Origin of the sequence: Agrobacterium sp. a22-2, from assembly GCF_012276985.1 — a bacterium.
Lineage (GTDB): Bacteria > Pseudomonadota > Alphaproteobacteria > Rhizobiales > Rhizobiaceae > Allorhizobium.
In genome coordinates, this window is the sequence record NZ_JAAXMM010000021.1 from 1 (window position 1) to 18,400 (window position 18,400).

Here is an 18,400-nt window from a genome sequence, read left to right on the forward strand (position 1 = left end):
CTCCCAAACCCTCCCCACAAGGGGGAGGGCTTAACCCAGCGGCACTCTTTGCAGATAGAGCCGAGCGGTTTCCGGTTAGTTTTCTCCCCCCTTGTGGGGGAGATGGCCGGCAGGCCAGAGGGGGTTTTAAGGCGGCAAACAGTGGAGTTATGAGAGAACCGCCATCACCAGCAAAAACTCGGCTTACGAATATTGACGCCTTAGCACTGGACGATCCATTCCTATGTTGAAAACCCAATTGGAGAGACCAATGCAATGTCGGACTTCGTTCAATCTGCGCTCGCCAGAGGACCGGAACACCGCACCACCCATAGTGATGTGATCGAGTGGGCAGGGACGCTGGACAGTGGGAACTTCTATAACGCGACCGCTCTGCAGATTGCGAGACTCTACAATGATGGGGAGCTGACCTATAGTTTCTGTGACGCTCTGATGAATGATCTGTGGAGTGCGGCTCAAGCGGGCTTCGGCGCGGGTTCCAATCATGTACCTCAGCCATTTTTCGATATTTACGAAGCTTTCGATGCCGGAGAATATCATCGCAAGCCCGATAAAAGCGATGATCCCGTTGCTGAATTCACAAATCCCATTATTGCGGAGCTGGTGACGCGTTATTGCCAATATTGACGCGAGAAACTGCCCAATTCGGCATCCCGCCGCATTCTGTTGCGGGATCGCGCGGCACATTTCCTACGGCTACACAATCTTTTCGATCCGACAGAGGTTGAAGCCTCTGGATCCCGGCCTTGAGCCGGGATGACGGAAAGGGTTTATCGGCGATAACCGGCAAGACGCAAAACCCACAGGAAGATGCCCTTCAGGCCCGCAAAGGACTTTGGGGTGGCCGGAGCAGAATTCTGGCGCGCGATGGGCGTCTGGAAGGCAAGCGGCGTTTCTGCCGGATGGGAGGTCACCGCCGGTCCCTTGATGTCCTTGGCGACGGCCATGCCAGCCGCTTCGGTCAAGGGCGGGCGAGACGATCCTGTTGGCATGACGTCCTCCACGAAAGCGTTCGGTTGACGACCTGTCCAAGGCAGGCCCAGGTCGAGGCCGGCGACGCGCGCAAAATCAGATGCATCGGCTTACCACAAGTCAGCGGGATTGTCACAGCCCGCCTTCTTCTGTGGAAGGGGCGCTGGGTCCCGGCTCAAGGCCGGGATGACGGGCGGTGTTTATCGGCGCAAAGGTCTATCGGCGGCAACCGGCAACCGAAGCGGGCTGAGCCGTGGCGGCATGTCCGAAAGGTTATCGATCACCCAAACAGCACATCCGTCACCCGGACATCGCCCACCGCCCGGCGGTTCCAGTTGTGCATGGTGTGGTTGGCCATCGCCATCAAAGCGGACTGCTCGGCGCTGTCTTTTTCGACGTAGCGGGCGAGAAGGGCTGCGATCATGGCTTCGGCGGCGCGGGTGGTGCCGTCTTCGCATTTGACTGATATCGACAGGCCCTGGTCCGGCAGCACGGCGCAGAACACGCCTTCGGCGCCGGTTTTTGCGAAGATTTTTCCCGGGGCGATCTGCATGATCTGCGTGCAGGCGCGCTTGGTGCCGGCGACAAAGAAGGGTTCTGCCATGCAGGCCTCGATCAGGCGTTTCGAGGCTTTGGCACGTGAAGGTTCGAGGCCGGTGCCGGTGGCCATTTTGGCGAAACCGTGGGCCAGGCCCTTGAGCGGCACGGCATAGGTCGGGATCGAGCAGCCGTCGGTGCCGCAATTCTCGACGCCCAGATGCGCGCCGGTCAGGCTCTGCATGGTGGCGCGGATTTCAGCCTGCAGCGGGTGGTCATATTCGACGTAACCCTTGGGATCATGGCCCATGTGGCAGCAGGCGCAGACGAAGCCGGAATGTTTTCCCGAGCAATTGTTGTGCAGCGCCGTAGGCCTGTCCAGGGTGCGGGCCTGGTGGATCAGGGTGTTCTGGTCGAACGACCAGTGGGCGCCGCATTCGAGCGTGTCGACATCGCGGCCGGCGCGGGCCAGCATCGCGGCGGCAAGCTCGGCATGGGCGTCCTCGCCGGAATGGGAGGAGCAGGAGAGCGCCAATTCCTTGTTGCCGAAGCCATAGGCGTCCGCAGCACCGCTTTCGACCAGCGGCAAAGCCTGCATGGCCTTGCAGGCCGAGCGCGGGAAGACGGGGCTGTCGATGTCGCCGGCGGCAAAGACCACGGCGCCATCGCCATCGACCACCACGGCCATGCCGCGATGGCGGCTTTCGACCAGCGTGCCGCGGGTCACTTCAACGGTAACGGGATTGTGCATCTGCGAGCCTCAAAAAATTCCTGATTTGCATCGCTTATAGCAAAACACGATCCGATACACGAGGCTTGGCCAATGAAATTCCTGAAACGACTGGTGCTGGCCGTCCTTGTCATCTTCGTGCTGCCGACGCTGGTGTCGGCCGGGCTCTGGGCGATCAAGGAGCGGCCGGCCAATTGGCGCGATGCCGACTGGTCGTCATCAGGGCAATTGCCGCCGGCGCGTGATGATGATCAGGCCGCCATCTATGTGTTTTCGGCGATGACCGGCGGCTTCAAGGGCGCCATTGCCAGCCATGCCTGGATCGTCACCAAGCAGAAGGGCGGCGCCGAGTACCAACGTTATGACAAGGTTGGCTGGGGCAGCCCGATCCGCCGCAACCACCGTCCGCCGGATGCCTATTGGTATTCCAACGCACCGCGGCTGGTGACCGAGCTCCATGGCGGGGCGGCTGAAAAGCTGATCCCCAAGGTGGAACAGGCGATCGCCGACTATCCCTATGGCATGGCCGGCGGCTACCGCATCTATCCCGGCCCGAACTCCAATACCTTCGTGGCGCATGTGCTGAGACAAGTGCCCGAGCTTGGCGCCGTGTTGCCGTCCGATGCGGTCGGCCGGGATTACCTGGCGGATGGGCACGTGTTTTCCATCGACGCGGACGGCCGCGACATGCACCTGACCTATGACGGGCTGATCGGCCTGGCGGCAGGCACCCGCAGCGGGCTGGAAGTCCATTTCCTAGGCCTGGTGGCCGGTATCGATGTGCAGAAGCCCGGGCTGAAAGTGCCGGGGCTCGGCACCTGGCGCTTTTGACCGCTCACCGGCTGGCAAGGGGCGTGAGCCGCGACGGCAAGGCGGGCACGTCGAGATGGTCGGGCGCCTGCCCTGCCCTTGCCCGTTCGGCCATCATCTCGTAGCCACGCTCCAGATGGCGGGTGAACCTATCGCTGTCGAACAGCGGGGCGAGGAAGCGGTTCCGGTCGAGCCGCTGGCGAAGCGCTGCGAGCGCAAAGGGGTCTTTGGCGAGCTGGACCGCCCGGCCGACGAAATCGGCATCGTCCTGCGCCACCAGCTCCGGCACACCGGCGGCCTTCAGCAGGCTTTCGGAGACCCGCGAGGCAAAGGCCGTTCCCTTTTTGGTCAACACCGGCAGGCCGGCCCACAGCATGTCGGATGTGGTGGTGTGGCCGTTATAGGGGAAGGTATCGAGGCCGAGATCGGCCAACGGCAGGCGCGAGACATGCTCGGCATAGGGCAGATTGCCGGCAAAGACGATCCGCGAGGGCGCCACGCCCTTGTCGGCAAGCGCCGCGCCCAGATTGCGCCGCGCGATTTCGGCGCGGCAGAGAATCCAGAACACGCTGTCGGGCACGGCGTTCAGCACGTCGGCCCAGAGTTTGAGCGTGCGCGGCGTGATCTTGTAGGTGGCGTTGAACGAGGCAAAGACAAGGGCGTCCTCCGGCAGGTCATGGTCGGCGCGTGTCGTGGCCTGCGGCAGGGGCCGGGCCAGCGCCGTATTGGCCTGGTAGGTCTCCGGCAGGCGGCAGAGCTTTTCCGAATAGAAGGGCTGGCTGCTGTCGGGCGTCACCACGGGGTCGGCGATGACATAGTCCAGATCGACGCCGGTCACGCTGCCGGGAAAGCCGAGATAGGTGGCCTTGACCGGGGCGTCCGAGAGGTGGACGATCTCGAGCCGCGCCCCCATCGTATGACCCTTGAGATCGACGAGAATGTCGATGCCGAGATCACGGATCGTCTCCACCACCTGGGCATCGCTGAGGTGGGCGACGGGCACGATGCAGCGGCGCAGCGCTTCCGGCCAGCTGGCCTGCTGGGTGGCGGCATGGCGCTCGGTATGGCAGAGCAGCACGATGTCGAACTTGTCCGGATCGTGACTGGCCATCGCCTCGCGAAACAGCGTCATGGTGGCATGGCCGAAAAAGTCATTGGAGAGATAGGCGACGCGGATCTTAGTTCCCGGGGCTGAGAACGGCCGGCGCGGTGCCGGCTGGCCGAGCCGGCCGGCGGTGAATTTCCGGGTCTCCTGGCTGGGACGGCTGTTGATCTCTTCGTCCTCGCTCCACAGAATGCGGGCAAGCGGCGCTTCGCGCAGCAGCAGTTGCTCGGCTTCCGGCCGGTCGGGCTCGGCCATCAGCGTTTCATAGGCCTGCATGGTTTCGAAATCGCAGACCTCGCGGGCGACGGTGAAACGGGTCGACAGCAGGAAGGGATCGCCGGGGGTGGCGGCAAGCGCTTGCGACAGAAAGGCGTAAAGTTCGTCGAAACGCCCGGACAGGCGGAAATGGTTGATCATCAGCGCCATATGCTGCGGATTGCCGCGATCGAGGTTTGCCAGCAGCGGCTCCAGTTCGCCGCGCCGGCCATTGGAAAACAGCAGGTTGGCCACCGTAAAGGCCAGGTCGGCATCGGCCGGATTGAGCTGTGCGGCGCGCGGGCCGATCTTCAGCACCGCCTCGGTCAAGCCGAGCGACAGATAGAGCCGCACGGCCAGCTTCATGAAGCTCGCCGCCTTGTCGCCGGCAAAGGCGCCGGCCTTTGCAAAGGCCTCTGCCGCGGCCAGCTGGTCGCCGGTCTTCAGGTGGATATTGCCGATCAGCGCCAGGGGGCCGACGGAGGCGGGATTGCCGGGGATGATGGCGGACTTCGCCAGCGACAGGGCGGCATCGTAGCGACCCGCCTGATAATCGCGCACCGCCTTTTCGAGAGAGCCCTTCATGCCGCCTTGTCCTTGCAAACCCGGCGCCCGCTCCGGGCGCCCCTGTTGCGGCCAGCGGTAAAGCCGCACCGTTGCACGAAACTGGCCATCGAGCGTGTCGCCGGTCGCGCAACGCAAAAAGGGCCGCGCGAGGCGGCCCTTCCATGAGTTTGGTCCTGTTGCAGACCCGGACCGCCCAACAGGCGACCCGCAGGAAGGCGCGTTCAGGCCGAGGGCTGCCCCGTCAAAACCATCACCTTAACCATGTCACGAACACAGACCGAAATCTCATTAGACATTGGATCACCTTCCTTTCGTTACGTTGTCGATGACCAAAAGGTAGGGTTTGGTGCCCTATTCCGCAAGCCACATATTGTAAAAAGCGCGAGGCATATGTGAGTTGCATTGCAGCAAAACTGGCTTATCATACGCCAGCTTGTCATCGAGATTCCCGGCACTTAGCCAATCCGCATGACGATCTTGCCGATATGCCGGCTGCTTTCCATCAGGCGATGGGCCTCAACCACCTCGTCAAAACCGACCACCGTGTGGATGACCGGAGCGACGGCTCCAGCCTCCAATAGCGGCCAGACCTGCGCCAAAAGTTCGTCGCGAATGCCGCGCTTTTCCTCCCCCGTGCGCGGCCGCATGGTGGAGCCGGTAACCGTCAGGCGCTTGACCATGATCGGCCGCAGATCGACCTTGTCGGCCACGGCACCGCCCAGAAAAGCGATGATCGACAGGCAGCCGTCCTTGGCGAGTACGGCGAGATTCTTCTCGAAATAGGCAGCCCCGATCATGTCGAGCACGATGTCGACGCCGCGCTTGCCGGTCTCGGCCTTGATCACCTCGACGAAATCCTCGGTCTTGTAATTGATGGCGCGGCTGGCGCCCAGCCCAATGCAGGCCTCGCATTTCTCCACCGACCCGGCTGTGGTGTAGACCGTGGCGCCGAAGGCTTTTGCAAGCTGGATCGCCGTGGTGCCGATGCCGGAGGTGCCGCCATGGATCAGCACGGTCTCGCCTTCGGTCAGGCCCGCCATCTGGAAGAGATTGGCCCAGACGGTGAAGAAGGTTTCCGGAAGTGCGGCGGCCCTGACGGCATCATAGCCTTTCGGAAACGGCAGCGCCTGGCCAACGGGTACGATGCAGTACTGCGCATAACCGCCACCATTGGCGAGACCGCAGACCTTATCACCGACGGCGTATTCGGTCACACCAGCGCCGAGCGCCACCACTTCGCCGGCCACTTCCAGGCCAAGGATCGGGCTTGCGTCTTTCGGGGCCGGATAGGTGCCCTGGCGCTGCGCCACGTCAGGCCGATTGACGCCGGCCGCCTCGACCTTCAGCAGGATCTCGCCTGGCCTCGGGCGCGGCACCGGGCCGGTCGCAAACGCCATGACCTCCGGTGCGCCGAAGGCAGGCAAATCGACAAATCGCATGGTGTCCGGAAGGGTCATCGGGAAACTCCTGTGCAAGATCGGAGCCCTCGCACTTAGACCAGACGGGGAGATTTGGGAAGGCGGTGTGGTGTCGCGGGGGGCCACGACTGGCGCTGATGGCTGGCACAATGAATATGACAAGCCTTGACAGAGGCCAGGAAAGACCGGCAAGCCGCGACGCCGTCTGCCGCTCACGGTATCCACCTTGCGCGCCACTACATCAGAAGCGCGCCCATGGAAAGCTTGCGCAGGGCGACGGCAATGTTGGCGACCAGCGCCTGCTTTTTGTCCCCGCGATCGGGATAGCGGGTCATGTTGTCGCCGTTGTGCATGAAGACATAGCCGCCGCGGCCGGTCAGCGTTGGATATTGCCACAGCCAGTCCGCCGGCTTCGGATCATGGTTCGAGCCGACATCGGTCAGCCAGATCGCCCCTGGCGGCGGATCGGTCCAGCCGCGGGCATATTGGCCGTAAACGCCTTTCCAGCCGTCGAAACCCTCGCCGAGGTCGGAAAAGATCGAGAACCGGTCGTCGCGGATGCGCACCTTGATATTGGTGAAGGGCCGCGACGGAACGGCGTGGAACGGCGCCATGAACGGCAGCCAGGGCTGGCAGGGTTCGGCGCAGATGATCAGGTTCCCGCCGCGCTCCAGATAGGCGATCAGATCCTTTGCGCGGGTTTTCAGGAAGAACTCGTCATGGCTGCTCGGAATGTACAGGGTATTGGTCTGATCCAGCAAATCGACGCCGAGTTGGTAAAGCGGCGCAAACAGGGCCTGGAAGCCGGCATTGCCAAGGCTTTCCTCCAATCCTTCCGGATGCCATTCCGATGAAACTTCTGAGCATTGCAGATAGGTGAACCGGTTTCTGGACGGCCTGACGATGCCGAGCTCGCGGCTGAGCCAGGGATAGAAGGACTGCAGGAACCGCGTCGTTGCCGGCATGAAGCGCTGGCCGTTGTGGGAATGCGGATCAAGCGTCGACAGCAGCAGCCGGCCGCCGCCCGGCAGCGACGGAAAATCGAGGAACAGGCTGCCGCTGCCATCGTCGATCTCCAGGATCGAGCGCGCGCCTTCCGGCACATTGTAGGAGCCGCCCCAGTGCCAGCTCATATGCGACAGCGGCAGGCTTTCGGTGATCGGGTGGTGTGGGACGGAAAGCCGGACCTCGAGCTTTTCGCCCTTCGTCCACCACAGCCAGTCGCGGCAATTGCCGGGCGTCCATTTAAGCCCTGGCATGTCGAGCCAATCGGCATGGCCCTGCAACAGCACGATGAGGAAACCGCCGCCGTGCCGATAGGCATTCAGCTGCGCAGCGTAAGGGCGTGCCGACCCTCCATCCATGGCATCCGGCATGATCACGGCGGCATAGGACGACAGGTCGATCCCCGGCAGGTCGTGGATATAGATAAGGTCGTCGATATAATGGCGAAAGTCCTGGAAGCTGCGCAGCTGCCAACTGTTGCCCCAGTGGATATAGGCGATGCCCTTGCCGCGCATGGTCGGCTCACCCATCGAGATGGCTATTGTCACGGCGGAACACCGGCGCGTAGGTATGCTTGGCCAGCCCCTCGAAATCCGCCCGGGCAATCGGCAGGTGGTAGAGGTCGGTAAGGTTTCCGGCACTCAGCGTATCGGCCGTCGGCCCATAGACGTAGCTGCTGCCGCTGGTCATCAGCAGCACGTCGGTGGCGATTTCCACGGCGTGTTGCGGCATGTGGGTGGAAAAGACGATCGTCATGGCGTGCTTTGCCCGCAGATGGTCGAGGAGGACCAGAACCTTGTCCTGATTCCGGTAATCGAGCGCCGCACAGGGTTCGTCCAGCACCAGCAATTCGCATTCCGATGCCAAGGCCTGGGCGATGATCACCAGCTGGCGTTGGCCTCCGCTCAAGGAATTGAAAGCCTGACATTCCAGATGCTCGATTCCCAGCATCTGGAAGTAGCCTCGGACGATCTCGAAATCCCGCCGCCCCGGAGCGCCGAGTAGGCCGAGATGGCGGGCCCGTCCCATCAGTGCGATATCAAAGGCGGAATAGGAAAACGGCACGTCGAACAGTTGCGGCACGAAGCCCGCCTGCCCACCGATCGACAGATGGCCGGATTTTGGCTTGATGGCACCGATCACGGTATTGATCAGCGTCGTCTTGCCGACGCCATTGGCTCCCAGCACCGCCAGGATGCCGCCGCGCTGCAGCTTGAAACTGTAATTGCTGAGAATGATCCTGCCGCCGCGGGCGACAGTGAGCCCGTTTGCGTCAATCACTGGCCCAACCTCCCTTGGCGTGAAGGCGGCGCAGCACGACCGCAAAGATGGGCACGCCGATCAGCGCGGTGATGATGCCGAGCGGGATCTCGGCGCTGGTCACCGTGCGCGCCAGATTGTCGACCATCAGCAGATAGATCGCGCCGATGACGCCTGACACCGGCAACAAACGCCGGTGGTCAGCGCCGACCAGTGCGCGCGCCAGATGCGGGATAACCAAGCCTACCCAGCCAATTATGCCGGAGGAAGCGACGACGCCCGCAGAAATCAGTGCCGATGCCAAAAGGATGATCCATTGCACCAGAACGACATTGGTGCCGAGTGCCCTTGCCTTTTCCTCGCCGAGCGACATGACGTTGATCTGGAAGCGCAGCAGATAAATCACGATGGCGGACGGTGCGACCGCCACGGCGATCAGCAACACATCGGAATAATTGCTGGAGGCGATGCTGCCCATCAGCCAGTAGGTGATGGCCGGCAGTTTTTGGAACGGGTCGGCCAGAAGCTTGGCAATGGAAATCGCCGCCTGGAAGAAGGCCGATATGACGACGCCGGCCAGGACCAGGGTCAGCATGCTGGTGCGCCCGCGCACCGTCGACAACATCTTGACGAGCAGGATGCTGCCGATGCCGAAGAAAAAAGCCATGCCCAGCAGCAGATAGCCCTGCAATCCGATCAGGATTGCCAGCGTGCCGCCAAAACCCGCGCCCGACGTCACGCCGATAATGCCCGGATCGACCAGCGGGTTGCGGAAAAGCCCCTGCAGGGCGGCGCCCGACACCGAAAGGCCGAAGCCGATGATGACGGCGGCGATGATGCGCGGCAGCCGGACCTGTTCGACGACGACCTCCTGCACCGGCTCCCAATAGGGGGTGACCAGCGGGTGGATATTGTCGATCAGGATATAGGCGACGTCCAGCACCGATAGTTCGTAGCGGCCGATCGTCACCGAATAGAGGACCGAAAAGACCAGCAGGACGACCAGGACGGCAAGGACCGAAACCGATGCCGGTTTCGGTCCAACCCAGCTCATGGTGCGGAGGTTCATCTGCACCTCAGCCGAATATCTCGACATACTTGTTCGCCGGGGCGTTGCTTTCGGACTCGAGGATCGCCTTCAACTGCGCGTCCGTCAGCTTGGCGCCGTAAATCAACGCGTAGGTATCGAGGATCTGCTTTTGAAAGTCTGGCGCATAGTCGATGCCGTGGGCGATGGCCGCAAGCCACTCCGACGTCAGGAAGATTTCCGGCGCGTCGGGGGTACGGGCAAAGACCGGCTGCTTGTAGACGCGCTTTTCCTTGACCGCCTTGAGGCTGGCCAGCACCGGATTGTCGAAGAAATCCTTTGGGTTGAGGTCGCTCGCGTAGGCCGGGATGATGATGATGTCGGGATTCCAGACCAGCAGCTGTTCGAAATCGATCGTGCGCCACCATTCGCCCGTACCGTCGGCTGCCGGATTGGTCACGCCGCTCAAGGAGAGGTTTTGCGAGCCGTTGGCGATGACCTGGATCTGGTCGCCGACCTTGTCGATGTGAAGAACTGACGGGAATACCGACTTGTCGAGCTTGCCGACCTTTTCGCCGAGCGCCTTCAGCGTATCGGCCTGTACCTGCAATATCGTCTGAGCGCGGTCGTTGCGGCCGGTCATGTAGCCGGTCAGGGTGACGTAATCGAGGCGGTCCTGTTCGGTGCAGCAATCCCAGCCGACGACGGTGAGGCCGACGCGCTCAAGCGGCTCGATCAGCTTTTCGTCAGAGCTCCACTGGATCACGGCGTCAGGCTTTTGCGCAAGGATCGCTTCGATATTCGGCACGAAGCCCTCCTGCGCGGCGCTGGTATTGATCTTGGCCATCTCCGGCAACATCTCACTGTAGATTCCCTTGGTGAAATAACGCACCAGCGAATCCTTGTTCATGCTGACGATGTTGTCCGCCTTCTCGTCGATCGCCCGATAGATAATCGGCGCGGAGCGGACGATGGTGACGACGCGCTCGGGAGGTTTTTCAAAGGTAATGGTCTTGCCGCGGCGATCGACGAACGTGCTTTCGGCGTGAAGAGCTGCCGGCAGGAGAAGGGTCAGCGATAAACCGAGCGCGGAAAAGGTCTTGAGGCGGCTGAACATCGGGTATTCCTTGGTCTGGACGGCCTCCCCAGCATGGCCGGGAGATCGCAAAGCATTAATATGAGTTTTTTACTCATATTAATGCCGCCTGTCCAGCCCGGAATTGGCGACCCGCCGCCATCGTTCCGGATGCCATCTTGCAGACACGCGGACGCGGCGGACGCTGCCTATCCTGTCCCCTTCACTCCGTCTGCCCGAACTCCCGCATCACCAGGCCGCTGTCGCTGTCCTTGGCGCGCTTCTTGACCTCGGCGATCTCGGCGCTGACGCGGTTGATGTCGTCGAGCACCAGGCCGCGGGGCAGCGAGAGAACGCCGATCGAGCAGCGCATCAGGGCGAAATCCCGCTCGACGCCGCTGCGATCATGGCCGCGGATATGGCCGTTGGCCCGGTCGTCGTCGGAATAAAGCGTGACGACATCGTCGTGAAAATCCGACAGCAGCCGGTCGAGGATCTCGGTCAGCTCGTCCTCGGTCCAGTCGCTGACGCCGATGAAGAAGTCGTCGCCGCCGACATGGCCGAGGAAATCGCCTTCGGAGAAGAAGTAGCGGCGCAGCAGCGCTGCAAACAGGCTGATGGCATGGTCGCCGAGGTGAAAGCCGTAGTGATCGTTGAACGGCTTGAAATTGTCGAAATCGCAATAGCAGAAATAGCGGTCCTCGTCGCCGTCGCGGCCGGAATCCTGCATGAAACCACGAATGGCGTGGTTGCCGGGCAGCCCGGTCAACGGGTTCTGGTCCTGGGCGAGCTTCAGCTGCTTCTCGTTGATGACGCGGATCAGCGAGGCGGCCGAAACGACGCCGGCATAGCGCATGTTTTCGGTCAGCAGCACGCAGTCGCTGCCTTCCATATTGGCGAAGATCGACATCAGCCGATCGGCATCGGCATCGAGCCCGACGATCGGGGCGCGGTCGACGAAATGCGAGATCGAGCGCTCGTAGACCTTGTTCTTCAGGAGATCGCGGCCGAAGGGCTGGTAGATGAATTCCTTCAGGTGATACTCGTTGATGATGCCGCGCGGCTCGCCATTGGCGTTGAGGACGGGGAAGAAGGACTGGCGCGGATTGCGGCGAAACAGATCGAAGACGCTGTCGATGCTCTCGTGTTCGTAGACGGTCGGCAGGCGCTCGATCTGCTTGCGGATCAGCACCTCGTCGAGCGACTGGGTGCTGCGGCGGCTCTTGCCGATATCCTGCAGGTGGGGAAAGGAGGGTTTCAGCTCCGACAGGAAGGTGGTCGGCTTGGCGACGAACCAGCCCTGCACCAGATCGACGCCGAATTCGCGGCAGGTGACGAATTCCTGCTCGGTCTCGATGCCCTCGGCAATCACCCGCACACCCAGAACATGGGCGATGTTGACGATGTTCTTGACCAGGTGGCGGCGGCGCGGGCTCTTGTCGAGATCGGCGACCAGGTGGCGGTCGATCTTCATGTAGTCGATCGGATAATCGCAGAGCAGCTTCATTTCCGCATGGCCGACGCCGAAATCGTCGATGGCCAGCTTGAAGCCGGCGCGGCGCATGCGATCGACCAGATCGGGGAATTCCGGTACCTGGGTATTGTCGAAGCGCTCCGACAGTTCAAAGCAGATCGAGGACGGCGGAATATTCGCCTTGCCGAGATGGGCCAGCAGCGATTCGATCAGCACCTTGCCGTGGGGAATCAACCGGACGTCGAGGTTGAGGAACAGGGTGGCGCTAGCGAAATCGGGAATGGTGGCGAACTTGGCCAGCGCCCGGCTGGAGACCATCTGCTCAAGGGCCAGCAGATGGCCGGTTTCGGCGGCCTGGTCGAGAATGTCGAGCGGCGTGTCGAAGCCGATCCGCTCCTGGCCGCGCATCAGGGATTCATAACCGAAGACAGCGCCGGTGCCGACCTCGACGATCGGCTGAAAGGCATTTTCAACGACCAGCTTGGCCAATGTCAGAAGCTGGTCGTTGGCGAACCGGCGCAAAACACCGGGCTCCACCACGGCACTCAAAGTCATGATCTTCTCCAAAAGCTCTTATTTTTTATCAACAGGAGCTTCCGGGCAATTCCTCAAGATTTCCTTGCCGGGGCGTGAATGCTGGATGAATTTTTCATGACAAGCCGCGCCGCGTCAAAAATGGCCAAGCAACTGAAAAGACACGCTTTCGCGGCTCGCAACCCTGAGGTGGCATAGATCGGTCCGGCTGTTGCTCGACGTCATGGAAGGCGCAGCCGAGGGCAGCGATGCGCGCCTTGTCGGCCCGGTAACTGGCGCTGAGAGCCTCGACGGTGGCCTTGTCCTCGATCTGCACCTTGGCGACGGGTTCGTCGAACTGGAAAGTCCGCAATGCGTGACCGAGACGGATGCGCTCTTCCCTCGACAGAAAACCCTGCGAGGCCTCGATGATCTTCAGTCCCTTTACGCTCAGCGACGGATTGGCATCGCGGGCGAGTCTTGGCTCGACAAGCTCGACCCGTGCGCCGCCGGACAGGAGGGAATAGGGAAGGTGCGGGTCGGCCTTGAAGGCCTCGTAGGTCCAGACCGTGACATTTTCGGCGCCAGCGATCGCTACCATATCGGCAACCACATCGGCCCAGCCGCGTCCGCTGTCCTGCAGCTTGCCGACAAAGGCCGGAATACTGGGCATGTCGAATTTGCGCAGGAGCTGCAGATAGGCCGAGACGAAAAACTCGTCATAGGCGCGGATGCAGAGGAAATAGTGACGATCATGAGCCTTGGCGGATTCGTGCACCAGCCGCATGTTGCGACCAAGCTGGGTGTAGAGCCGTCCGGTCAACAACTGCGGCAGGGGACTGGCGAGATTTTCCTCCGACAGAATGGCCAGTGGCAAGTCGGCAAAGGGGGCAACCTGTGCCTCAAGCAGCCCCTGCAACTGGTTGCGCTGCAATGCGTCGATCAATTTCGGTTTGCCGGCCATGCGGGCCAGGGGATGATAATAGTTGGTACGGAAGATCCCAACCGCGGAATAGCCAACGCCTTGGTCTTCCAGAGCTTTGCGATTGCGCAAAAGGACGTGCTGCATCGCGCTGGTGCCTGTCTTGTGGACGCCCATGTGGATATTCAGTTTCATTGCCTGCCCTGATGCGATGGAGAAGATCTGTCTTAAAGCGGTTTTTTCCCGGATTTACCAGCCGCCTGCCGTGGCAATATTCCACGTGACCGGCAATCTGCACGGGCCAAAGCCGGGGGCTTGCGGTCTTACCGCATTTCATGGTTTTATTGATTGATCCATTAATCAATAAAAATATAGCCCATTTTAAAGGACGCCTATGCCGAAGGTCGGAATGGAACCGGTGCGCCGTAAGGCGCTTGTCGATGCCGCCTTGCGGGCCATCGGTCATCACGGCTCGCTCACGGTCACCATGTCGGACATCGCCCGCGAGGCCGGGGTGTCGGCGGCGCTGGCCCACCACTATTTCGGCTCCAAGGAGCAATTGCTGATCGAGACGATCCGCTCGCTGCTGCGGCAATTGCGGGCCGATACGGTCTCGGCGCTGCGGGCGGCGGCGACGCCGGCCGAGCGGCTTTCCGCCATCATCCGGGTCAGTTTCCAGGCCGACCAGTTCGCGGCCGACACCATCGCCGCATGGCTTGCCTTTTATGTCGAGGCGCAGCGCTCGGACCTGGTGCGCCGGCTGCTGGTCATCTATGCGCGACGCCTGCGTTCCAACCTGCTGGCCGACCTGCGAACGCTTTGTCCCGGCGATGACGCGGGGCGGATTGCCGAAGGCGCGGCTGCGATGATCGACGGGCTCTATATCCGGCAAAGTCTACGCTCGGCGCCGCTCGGCATCGAGGCCTCGGTGGCGCTGGTCGAGGATTATGTGCAGGGGCAGTTGGCGAGGTGCCGACCCTCCCCTTGAGGGGGAGGGTCGGACCGCAGGTCCGGGGTGGGGTGAACAGCGACAGGCAACCATGCCCACGACATAGTCACCCCCACCCGCGCGTACCGCGCGACCTCCCCCCTCAAGGGGGAGGTGGAAATTGCAGCCGGCCCGCTGAACCGAGACCGATGCCAGACGAGCGACATGAACCCGATGGGGATGAAAGAAACAGACGATGACCGCCAAGAAACCCAATATCCTGATCATCATGGTCGACCAGTTGAACGGGACGTTTTTTCCCGACGGGCCGGCGGAGTTTCTGCATGCGCCGCACCTGAAAAGCCTGGCGGCGCGGTCGGCGCGGTTCCGCAACAACTATACCTCCTCGCCGCTCTGCGCGCCGGCGCGGGCCTCGTTCATGGCCGGGCAATTGCCGAGCCGAACGGGGGTCTATGACAATGCCGCCGAATATGTTTCGTCGATCCCGACCTATGCCCATCACCTGCGCCGCGCCGGCTATTATACCGCGCTGTCGGGCAAGATGCATTTCGTCGGGCCGGACCAGCTGCACGGCTTCGAGGAACGGCTGACCACCGACATCTATCCGGCCGATTTCGGCTGGACGCCGGATTACCGCAAGCCGGGCGAGCGCATCGACTGGTGGTATCACAATCTGGGATCCGTGACCGGCGCGGGCGTGGCCGAGATCACCAACCAGATGGAATATGACGACGAGGTGGCGTTCCTCGCCAACCAGAAGCTCTATCATCTCTCCCGCGACAATGACGATGCCGACCGCCGCCCGTGGTGCCTGACCGTCTCCTTCACCCATCCGCACGACCCCTACGTGGCGCGTAAAAAGTTCTGGGATCTCTATGAGGATTGCCCGCATCTGATGCCCGAGGTCGGCGCGCTGCCCGATAGCCAACAGGATCCGCATTCCAAGCGCATCATCCATTCCTGCGACTATGCCAATTTCGACGTGACGGAGGAGAATATCCGCCGCTCGCGCCAAGCCTATTTCGCCAATATCTCCTATCTCGACGAGAAGGTCGGCGAGTTGATCGACACGCTGACGCGGACGCGCATGCTCGACGACACCTATATCCTGTTCTGCTCCGACCATGGCGACATGCTCGGCGAGCGCGGGCTGTGGTTCAAGATGAACTTCTTCGAAGGCTCGGCCCGCGTGCCGCTGATGGTGGCCGGCCCCGGCATCACCCCCGGCCTGCATGTCACGCCAACCTCCAATCTCGACATCACCCCGACCATGGCCGACCTTGCCGGCATTTCGATCGCCGAGATCGAGCCGTGGACCGACGGCATGAGCCTGACCGGCATGATGAAGGGCGAGAGCCGCTCGGCACCGGTGCTGATGGAATATGCCGCGGAAGGCTCCTATGCGCCGCTGGTCGCCATTCGTGAAGGCAAGTGGAAATATATCCATTGCGCGCTCGACCCCGACCAGCTGTTCGACCTGGAAGCCGATCCGCACGAACTGACCAACCTCGCCACCCTGCCCGGCCATGCTGATCTGCTGGCCTATTTCACCGTGATGCGCCGCGCCCGCTGGGACATGGGCGCCTTTGACGCCGCAGTGCGCGAAAGCCAGGCGCGGCGCTGGGTGGTCTACGAGGCGCTTCGGAACGGCAGCTATTTCCCTTGGGACTACCAGCCGCTGCAGAAGGCCTCCGAGCGCTATATGCGCAACCACATGGACCTCAACATCCTCGAAGAATCCAAACGTTATCCGCGCGGAGAATGATCATGAAAGCCCAACCGAAAGCCTCGCACTTCATCGACGGCTGTTATGTCGAGGACACCGCCGGCACGGTGATCGAGAGCCTTTATCCGGCGACCGGCGAAGTGATTGCCCGGCTGCATGCGGCAACGCCTGCGATCGTCGAGCAGGCCGTGGCCTCGGCCAAGCGCGCCCAGAAAGAATGGGCGGCAATGAGCCCGATGGCGCGCGGCCGCATCCTCAAAAATGCCGCGGCGATCATGCGGACCCGCAACCGCGAACTGTCGGAGCTGGAAACGCTCGATACCGGCAAGCCGATCCAGGAAACCATCGTCGCCGACCCGACATCGGGCGCCGATGCGCTGGAATTCTTCGGCGGCATCGCGCCCTCGGCGATGAACGGCAGCCAGATTCCGCTTGGGGGTGACTGGGCCTATACCAAGCGCGTGCCGCTCGGCGTGGTGGTCGGCATCGGCGCATGGAACTATCCTCAGCAGATCGCCTGCTGGAAGGCGGCTCCGGCGCTGACCGCCGGCAATGCCATGGTGTTCAAGCCGTCGGAAATGACGCCGCTGGGGGCGCTGAAGATCGCCGAAATCCTGATCGAGGCCGGCCTGCCGAAGGGCGTGTTCAACGTCATCCAGGGCGACCGCGACACCGGTCCGCTGCTTACCAACCATCCCGACGTCGCAAAGGTGTCGCTGACCGGCTCGGTGCCGACCGGCCGCAAGGTGGCGGCCGCGGCGGCCGGTAGCCTCAAGCATGTGACGATGGAGCTTGGCGGCAAGTCGCCGATCATCGTCTTCGACGATGCCGATCTCGACAGCGCGATCGGCGGCGCCATGCTCGGCAATTTCTACTCGACCGGCCAGGTCTGCTCGAACGGCACGCGCGTCTTCGTACACAGCGCCATCAAGGCCGAGTTCCTGAAGCGGCTGAAGGCCCGCACCGAGGCCATCCTGATCGGCGACCCGACCGACGAGGCGACGCAGATGGGGCCGATGGTGTCCTTTGCGCAGCGCGAAAAGGTGCTCGGCTATATCGAAAAGGGCAAGGCCGAAGGCGCGACGCTCATCACCGGCGGCGGCATTCCCAACACGGTGTCGGGCGAAGGTTATTACGTGCAACCGACGGTGTTTGCCGACGTTACCGACGGGATGACCATCGCGCGGGAAGAAATCTTTGGGCCTGTCATGTGCGTGCTCGATTTTGATGACGAGGCGGAGGTGATCGACCGCGCTAACGACACCGAATTCGGCCTGGCCGGCGGCGTCTTTACCGCCGACATGGCGCGTGCCCACCGGGTGGTCGACCAGCTCGAGGCCGGCACGCTGTGGATCAACACCTACAATCTCTGCCCGGTGGAAATGCCGTTCGGCGGCTCGAAACAATCCGGCTTCGGCCGCGAGAATTCGGCAGCGGCCCTGGAGCATTATAGCGAGTTGAAGACGATCTACGTCGGCATGGGCCGAGTCGAGGCGCCGTATTGAGATGGCAGGCTCAGTCGGCCTTATCAACCACGAGATCGTCGAGATCGACCCTGAGGACGGTCGCGATGCGCTTCAGCACGTCGACGCTGCCGGTCTTCTTGCCGCTCTCGATTTCAGACAGGTAGGGCTGCGAAATGCCGGCCGCGGCAGCGAGCTCGGAAACGGTCATGCCGCGGTAGGTGCGGATGCGGCTGTCAGCGCTTTTTTCGCAACTCCAGGCATTCACCCAAGGGGCGATCGGAATGTTTGGTCTTGAACGGATGAAGTGCTTTCTTGTCGGCATTTGCGAGCTTGGCGTCGGTGACGTCCCCGCTGCTTTCGATCGTCTGTTCAACGGCAACTTTTGCAGAGTGGCGCGCTCGCCGATTCGACTGCGCCTTGAAAAGCGGAATGTTTTTGCGACGGGACTTGTTGTTTTCGCCGTAGTCGTCCCGGCAATCCAGCTTCAACGAAGCCGCCTTGTCACTCGCGGGAGATCGGCTTTCACGCATTTTCTGATCACCCATCATCATATCTCCACTGGACCAACAGAACTCTCGCCTTCCCGGGG

Annotated in this window: 16 protein-coding genes and 1 pseudogene; 5 read left to right on the plus strand and 12 right to left on the minus strand. The window is 62.0% G+C overall.

All coding sequences use genetic code 11. The features are described 5' to 3' along the window. Window positions 1-255: 255 nt before the first annotated feature. Window positions 256-627, plus strand: coding sequence for a hypothetical protein (locus HFC70_RS24250; protein ID WP_168475886.1), 372 nt, complete (start codon window positions 256-258; stop codon window positions 625-627). A gap of 143 nt (window positions 628-770) precedes the next feature. Here the strand turns inward: HFC70_RS24250 and HFC70_RS24255 are convergent, their stop codons facing one another. Both HFC70_RS24255 and HFC70_RS24260 read right to left on the minus strand, forming a co-directional pair. Next, complete coding sequence (locus tag HFC70_RS24255; RefSeq protein ID WP_168475887.1) at window positions 771-992, minus strand: hypothetical protein; 222 nt, start codon at window positions 990-992, stop codon at window positions 771-773. A 260-nt stretch (window positions 993-1,252) separates the two neighbouring features. Next, window positions 1,253-2,260 (minus strand): asparaginase, encoded by a 1,008-nt coding sequence (locus HFC70_RS24260; RefSeq protein ID WP_168475888.1) that lies wholly within the window; start codon window positions 2,258-2,260, stop codon window positions 1,253-1,255. 72 nt (window positions 2,261-2,332) lie between these two features. Here HFC70_RS24260 and HFC70_RS24265 point away from each other — a divergent pair, with 72 nt between their 5' ends. Beyond that, window positions 2,333-3,070 carry a DUF3750 domain-containing protein gene (locus tag HFC70_RS24265; RefSeq protein ID WP_168475889.1) on the plus strand — a complete coding sequence of 246 codons (738 nt, stop codon included), beginning with the start codon at window positions 2,333-2,335 and terminating at the stop codon, window positions 3,068-3,070. Window positions 3,071-3,074: 4 nt separating this feature from the next. Here HFC70_RS24265 and HFC70_RS24270 read toward each other — a convergent pair whose 3' ends face one another. From HFC70_RS24270 to HFC70_RS24305, 8 genes are all read right to left on the minus strand, one after another. After that, entirely contained in the window at window positions 3,075-4,994 is a 1,920-nt protein-coding gene (locus HFC70_RS24270; protein WP_168475890.1) for a glycosyl transferase, read from the minus strand. A 437-nt stretch (window positions 4,995-5,431) separates the two neighbouring features. Then, window positions 5,432-6,433, minus strand: a complete 1,002-nt coding sequence (locus HFC70_RS24275; protein WP_168475891.1) for an NAD(P)H-quinone oxidoreductase — start codon at window positions 6,431-6,433, stop codon at window positions 5,432-5,434. A gap of 197 nt (window positions 6,434-6,630) precedes the next feature. After that, window positions 6,631-7,947, minus strand: coding sequence for a hypothetical protein (locus HFC70_RS24280; RefSeq protein ID WP_368669809.1), 1,317 nt, complete (start codon window positions 7,945-7,947; stop codon window positions 6,631-6,633). After that, complete coding sequence (locus HFC70_RS24285; protein ID WP_168475892.1) at window positions 7,922-8,680, minus strand: ABC transporter ATP-binding protein; 759 nt, start codon at window positions 8,678-8,680, stop codon at window positions 7,922-7,924. Before HFC70_RS24285 ends, HFC70_RS24280 begins: the two co-directional genes overlap by 26 nt. Then, window positions 8,673-9,728, minus strand: a complete 1,056-nt coding sequence (locus HFC70_RS24290; protein WP_246735938.1) for an iron ABC transporter permease — start codon at window positions 9,726-9,728, stop codon at window positions 8,673-8,675. Before HFC70_RS24290 ends, HFC70_RS24285 begins: the two co-directional genes overlap by 8 nt. Before the next feature lie 7 nt (window positions 9,729-9,735). Beyond that, window positions 9,736-10,803: an ABC transporter substrate-binding protein gene (locus HFC70_RS24295; RefSeq protein WP_168475893.1), complete on the minus strand. Its 1,068-nt coding sequence runs from the start codon at window positions 10,801-10,803 to the stop codon at window positions 9,736-9,738. 181 nt (window positions 10,804-10,984) lie between these two features. Beyond that, window positions 10,985-12,790, minus strand: coding sequence for a bifunctional diguanylate cyclase/phosphodiesterase (locus HFC70_RS24300; protein ID WP_168475894.1), 1,806 nt, complete (start codon window positions 12,788-12,790; stop codon window positions 10,985-10,987). 94 nt (window positions 12,791-12,884) lie between these two features. Beyond that, a complete protein-coding gene (locus HFC70_RS24305; RefSeq protein ID WP_168475895.1) occupies window positions 12,885-13,865 on the minus strand; it encodes a hypothetical protein in 981 nt (326 codons plus the stop codon). A gap of 199 nt (window positions 13,866-14,064) precedes the next feature. Here HFC70_RS24305 and betI point away from each other — a divergent pair, with 199 nt between their 5' ends. From betI to betB, 3 genes are all read left to right on the plus strand, one after another. Further along, the gene (betI, locus tag HFC70_RS24310) at window positions 14,065-14,658 is read left to right on the plus strand and encodes a transcriptional regulator BetI (RefSeq protein WP_168475896.1); all 594 of its coding nucleotides are present in this window, start codon (window positions 14,065-14,067) and stop codon (window positions 14,656-14,658) included. A 196-nt stretch (window positions 14,659-14,854) separates the two neighbouring features. After that, entirely contained in the window at window positions 14,855-16,384 is a 1,530-nt protein-coding gene (gene betC, locus HFC70_RS24315; RefSeq protein WP_168475897.1) for a choline-sulfatase, read from the plus strand. Window positions 16,385-16,386: 2 nt separating this feature from the next. Then, window positions 16,387-17,850 (plus strand): betaine-aldehyde dehydrogenase, encoded by a 1,464-nt coding sequence (gene betB / locus HFC70_RS24320; protein ID WP_168475898.1) that lies wholly within the window; start codon window positions 16,387-16,389, stop codon window positions 17,848-17,850. 10 nt (window positions 17,851-17,860) lie between these two features. Here the strand turns inward: betB and HFC70_RS27330 are convergent. Together HFC70_RS27330 and HFC70_RS24330 are read right to left on the minus strand one after the other, a co-directional pair. Continuing rightward, a pseudogene (locus tag HFC70_RS27330) lies at window positions 17,861-18,034 on the minus strand (helix-turn-helix domain-containing protein); the annotation flags it as partial. Between the two features lie 10 nt (window positions 18,035-18,044). Then, complete coding sequence (locus HFC70_RS24330; protein WP_168475885.1) at window positions 18,045-18,356, minus strand: hypothetical protein; 312 nt, start codon at window positions 18,354-18,356, stop codon at window positions 18,045-18,047. Window positions 18,357-18,400: the final 44 nt, after the last annotated feature.

Coding starts and splice junctions, on each gene's coding strand:
- betB (WP_168475898.1), top strand. CDS start 16,387: ATGAAAGCCCAACCGAAAGCCTCGCACTTCATCGACGGCTGTTATGTC.
- HFC70_RS24255 (WP_168475887.1), bottom strand. CDS start 992: ATGCCAACAGGATCGTCTCGCCCGCCCTTGACCGAAGCGGCTGGCATG.
- HFC70_RS24300 (WP_168475894.1), bottom strand. CDS start 12,790: ATGACTTTGAGTGCCGTGGTGGAGCCCGGTGTTTTGCGCCGGTTCGCC.
- betC (WP_168475897.1), top strand. CDS start 14,855: ATGACCGCCAAGAAACCCAATATCCTGATCATCATGGTCGACCAGTTG.
- HFC70_RS24265 (WP_168475889.1), top strand. CDS start 2,333: ATGAAATTCCTGAAACGACTGGTGCTGGCCGTCCTTGTCATCTTCGTG.
- HFC70_RS24270 (WP_168475890.1), bottom strand. CDS start 4,994: ATGAAGGGCTCTCTCGAAAAGGCGGTGCGCGATTATCAGGCGGGTCGC.
- betI (WP_168475896.1), top strand. CDS start 14,065: ATGCCGAAGGTCGGAATGGAACCGGTGCGCCGTAAGGCGCTTGTCGAT.
- HFC70_RS24330 (WP_168475885.1), bottom strand. CDS start 18,356: ATGGGTGATCAGAAAATGCGTGAAAGCCGATCTCCCGCGAGTGACAAG.
- HFC70_RS24295 (WP_168475893.1), bottom strand. CDS start 10,803: ATGTTCAGCCGCCTCAAGACCTTTTCCGCGCTCGGTTTATCGCTGACC.
- HFC70_RS24250 (WP_168475886.1), top strand. CDS start 256: ATGTCGGACTTCGTTCAATCTGCGCTCGCCAGAGGACCGGAACACCGC.
- HFC70_RS24290 (WP_246735938.1), bottom strand. CDS start 9,728: ATGAACCTCCGCACCATGAGCTGGGTTGGACCGAAACCGGCATCGGTT.
- HFC70_RS24275 (WP_168475891.1), bottom strand. CDS start 6,433: ATGACCCTTCCGGACACCATGCGATTTGTCGATTTGCCTGCCTTCGGC.
- HFC70_RS24305 (WP_168475895.1), bottom strand. CDS start 13,865: ATGAAACTGAATATCCACATGGGCGTCCACAAGACAGGCACCAGCGCG.
- HFC70_RS24260 (WP_168475888.1), bottom strand. CDS start 2,260: ATGCACAATCCCGTTACCGTTGAAGTGACCCGCGGCACGCTGGTCGAA.